Raw genomic sequence first — 3,900 nt, 5'->3', positions numbered from 1 at the left:
ACCACCCCGTCAAGATATCCAACCCAAAATTTTTGGCAAGTTTTTGGCGAGAATAGCAGGGAAAAGAAGAAATAAAACTGTTTGAATATTGACATTCTGACTGCAGAGTTAATAAGATGGTTGCGAGGGTCAGGTTTTGGAGAAACTGTGATGCTGACTTTGCGCAAGCGGGAAGAGAGGGGTCATGTCAAGCTCAGTTGGCTTGATACTTACCACTCATTTTCTTTCGGGGAGTACTACGACCCTCGCTACATGGGTTTCCGCGCTTTGCGGGTGATTAACGATGACCGAATCCGCCCGAGTGCTGGCTTTCCGACTCATGGGCACCGGGATATGGAGATCGTTACTTATGTTTTGGAAGGGATCCTTGAGCACAAAGACAGCTTGGGCACGGGATCTGTGATTCGTCCTGGTGAAATTCAACGGATGACGGCAGGCACAGGGATCTGGCACAGCGAGTACAACCACTCGGCAGATGAGGAGGTTCATCTGCTGCAAATTTGGATTTTGCCGGAGCAGGAAAACCTGGAGCCCGGCTATGAACAAAAAGCGACGGGTTTGACAGAGCATCCCAATGAGTTTTGTTTAGTTGCCTCTCGAGATGGGCGCCAGGGATCCGTGATTGTGCATCAGGATGTGAATCTCTATGCGGGGTTGATTGAGCCGGGACGCACCATTCACCGACACTTGGATGAGAAGCGCTACGGATGGCTGCAGATAGCTCGGGGCGATGTGACCCTGGATGGCTTGTTTTTGCGAGAAGGAGATGGCGTGGCTATTGCTAGGGAAAGCGAGCTCAACCTTTTCAGTGAAGAAGGGGCTGAGGTGCTGCTGTTTGATTTGGCCTGAGGATGACTTTTGGCTGAATTCTGGCTGTTTGCCTTGAGCTTATAGTCGTTTTAGGCTGGGGTGAAGCGACTGAACTGCTGAGAAGAGCCTTCTGGCTCCGTACATTCAACGTTTTAGGCGCGGGTGCAGTGTCCTAGTTGGAATCGAAATGACCATAAGTCTTTTGGGATCTCAACTTTTTCTTCTGCTTTCAAGTACTTTCAGGAGGAGAAGTGGATCCCTTCTTCGAGGTTTTGCTGAGTGAATTGAGAAAGAACTTGCTGCCAAAGGTGGCCAGTCTGGGATCCCTTTCCCTTGACGTGTAGAAGGCGGGCTCCTTCCTGCTGGGGATGGGGCTGTAGGCGCAGCCAGAGGTAGGTCGCAGGCAGATGGCGGAGGTACTGGGGCCACTCAATAGCGGTGATCCCACCTTGGCTCCAAAGTTCTTCTAGCCCTAGGTCTTCCAGGAGTGTGGACTCTCTCCCACCGGCGCGAGCGGCAGAAGAGGGCTCCAGACGGTAGAGATCGCAATGGAAGAGAGGGATCCGTCCGGTGTGGTATTCCTGCACCAGCACGAAGGTGGGGCTGTCGATGGGTTCAGGGATCCCCAAGCCCTGCCCTAGTCCCTGCACAAAGGTGGTTTTGCCGCTGCCCAGATTACCTTCGAGAAGAATGACCAAGCCGGAAGTGGAGCCGAGGCTGCGGCTGGGAGGGGGAGATTTTTGTTGACCTGAAGGGGCGAGGAAGCCAAGGGCGGCTTGAGCTACGAGGGCCCCTAGTGATTGGGTAGCAGCGGCGGATGGCAGCAGCAGAGGGGAGGCTTGCTGCCAGAGCTCTTCATTCTGTTCGCTGGCCATGGCTTACAACTCCTTTGGGGCGGGGATCCCAGGCGAGGAAGTTGCCTCGTTTGGGTGAACAGAAACGCGTTTGGGAGCTGTCAAGATTGCGGCCAGGCCTGCTCCAATGAGCAACAGGCTCACCCCCTGCGCCACCCGCAGGGATCCCAGCATGAGGCTATCGGTGCGCAGGCCTTCGATCCAGAAGCGCCCCAGGCTGTACCCCACCAGGTAGAGGCCCAAGAGGGTGCCGGGGGGAAGCTGGCGCCGGTAGCTTAAAAAGAGCAGGAGCCCGAAGAGACCAAAGTTCCAGAGGGATTCGTACAAAAAAGTGGGATGGACGCGCGATCCATCAGGCAGCTGCAGTTGTACCCACAGAGGGCTATCCGGAGGCAACACCTTTCCGTAGGCTTCGTTGTTGAAGAAGTTGCCCCAACGTCCGATCCCCTGACCAAGGCTGAGGGAGGGAACAAGGCAATCGGCTAGCAACCAAAAACTCAGCCGGTGCCGCCGGGCGAACAGGTAAAGCGCCGCACTGCCGCCGATCAAGGCACCGTGAATGGCAATGCCCCCCTGCCAGAGGGCCAAGACCTGCCACCAAGGGCCATCTCGATAGCGTTCCCACTCAAAGGCCACATAGTACAGGCGAGCAAGGGGCAGGGATCCAACCACCAACCACACCAGCAGATCAGGCATGGAACTGGGGGGAAGGCCACGCCGAGCTGCCAGATGGCGAGCCAGGAGCAAGCCCAACACCATTGCCAGGCCGATCAATAAGCCATACCAGCGCAGGCTGAGCGGCCCCCAACTAAACACAACCGGGCCGGGGGATTGTAAGACCAAAGTCATGACCGTGGGGACATTCCTGAGCAGATCCCTTTAGCCCACTCTACCCGCTCTGCAAGGCTATGCAGAAGACCTGCCCTCACCCCCAGCCCCTCTCCCAGAGGGAGAGGGGAGTTAGGAACCGAGGCAAGGTACGAGCTGACTGCAGTTGGAGGGAGAGGGATCCGCTCAGAGCAAGGCGACAATGTTAGAATGCAGGCTCAATTTTCCACCACGACTCCTGGGGGGTGTGCGGGTTATGGCCCGGAAAGCCGCTGCTGTGAACACTGCTGATGACTCGGACAAATTGAAGTCAGAAAAACGCAAAGCCCTGGAGCAGGTGTTAAGCCAGATCGAGCGGAATTTCGGCAAAGGGGCAATCATGCGCCTGGGAGATGCCACCCAGATGCGGGTGGAGACCATACCCAGTGGGGCCATCACCCTCGACTTGGCCTTGGGCGGAGGTTACCCAAAAGGGCGGATTATCGAAGTCTTTGGGCCGGAATCTTCTGGGAAAACTTCAATTGCCCTACATGCCATCGCCGAAGTGCAAAAACAAGGGGGAACGGCAGCTTTTGTGGATGCGGAACATGCGCTGGATCCCACTTACGCAGCAGCTTTGGGGGTTGATGTTCAAAACCTGTTGATCTCCCAGCCGGACACGGGGGAGGCCGCCTTGGAGATTGTCGATCAGTTGGTGCGCTCGGCAGCTGTGGATATCGTGGTGGTGGACTCGGTAGCAGCGTTGGTGCCCCGGGCTGAGATCGAAGGGGATATGGGAGATGCCCATGTGGGATTGCAGGCGCGCCTGATGAGCCAAGCGCTGCGCAAGATTGCCGGAAATGTCAGCAAAACCGGATCCATCGTTCTTTTCTTAAACCAATTGCGCTCCAAAATTGGCGGCATAGGCTATGGCCCCCAGGAGACCACCACCGGCGGCAATGCCCTTAAGTTTTATGCGTCGGTGCGGCTAGATATTCGCCGCGTTCAAACCCTGAAAAAAGGTGCGGAAGAATACGGGATCCGAGCACGGGTCAAGGTGGTGAAAAACAAAGTTGCCCCCCCTTTCCGGCGGGCAGAATTTGACATCATTTTCGGCCAAGGGATCTCCAACATCGGCTGCATTATCGATCTGGCCGAGGAGATGGGCATTCTCAAGCGCCGCGGCTCTTGGTACAGCTACAAGGAGGAAAATGTTGCCCAAGGAAGGGACAATCTGGTTGTCTACTTGAAGGAAAACCCAGAGCTCCTAGCGGAGGTGGAAGCGGCTGTGCGGGAGAAACTTTCTACGGGGGTGACGGTTTCCGCCAGCCGGCCGGCAGCGATGGAGGAGGGAGAGCAGGAAGAGAATGAGGATGCGGTCTTTGTAGAGGAAGAGTTGTAAACTACCCGACCCTGACTGCTTCGCAGT

4 protein-coding genes are annotated in these 3,900 nt (G+C 56.1%); 2 read left to right on the top strand and 2 right to left on the bottom strand.

Translation table 11 applies throughout. The features are described from left to right. The first annotated feature begins 150 nt into the window (after positions 1–150). Positions 151–849, top strand: coding sequence for a pirin family protein (locus NW856_RS04945; RefSeq protein WP_414399379.1), 699 nt, complete (start codon positions 151–153; stop codon positions 847–849). Positions 850–1,049: 200 nt separating this feature from the next. Here the strand turns inward: NW856_RS04945 and tsaE are convergent, their stop codons facing one another. Together tsaE and lgt are read right to left on the bottom strand one after the other, a co-directional pair. Next, positions 1,050–1,685: a tRNA (adenosine(37)-N6)-threonylcarbamoyltransferase complex ATPase subunit type 1 TsaE gene (tsaE, locus tag NW856_RS04940; protein ID WP_414399378.1), complete on the bottom strand. Its 636-nt coding sequence runs from the start codon at positions 1,683–1,685 to the stop codon at positions 1,050–1,052. Between the two features lie 3 nt (positions 1,686–1,688). Then, entirely contained in the window at positions 1,689–2,513 is an 825-nt protein-coding gene (gene lgt / locus NW856_RS04935) for a prolipoprotein diacylglyceryl transferase (RefSeq protein ID WP_011433548.1), read from the bottom strand. Between the two features lie 235 nt (positions 2,514–2,748). On the opposite strand from lgt, the gene recA reads away from it, so the two are divergent. Beyond that, entirely contained in the window at positions 2,749–3,873 is a 1,125-nt protein-coding gene (gene recA / locus NW856_RS04930) for a recombinase RecA (protein WP_414399377.1), read from the top strand. Positions 3,874–3,900 lie beyond the last annotated feature (27 nt).

The organism is Synechococcus sp. R3-13, from assembly GCF_047462195.1.
Lineage (GTDB): Bacteria > Cyanobacteriota > Cyanobacteriia > Thermostichales > Thermostichaceae > Thermostichus.
This window is presented reverse-complemented; position numbering and strand designations above follow the sequence as displayed.

What these genes read in the sequence shown, in the direction of transcription:
- NW856_RS04945 (WP_414399379.1), top strand. Translation starts at nt 151, where the DNA reads ATGCTGACTTTGCGCAAGCGGGAAGAGAGGGGTCATGTCAAGCTCAGT.
- tsaE (WP_414399378.1), bottom strand. Translation starts at nt 1,685, where the DNA reads ATGGCCAGCGAACAGAATGAAGAGCTCTGGCAGCAAGCCTCCCCTCTG.
- lgt (WP_011433548.1), bottom strand. Translation starts at nt 2,513, where the DNA reads ATGACTTTGGTCTTACAATCCCCCGGCCCGGTTGTGTTTAGTTGGGGG.
- recA (WP_414399377.1), top strand. Translation starts at nt 2,749, where the DNA reads ATGGCCCGGAAAGCCGCTGCTGTGAACACTGCTGATGACTCGGACAAA.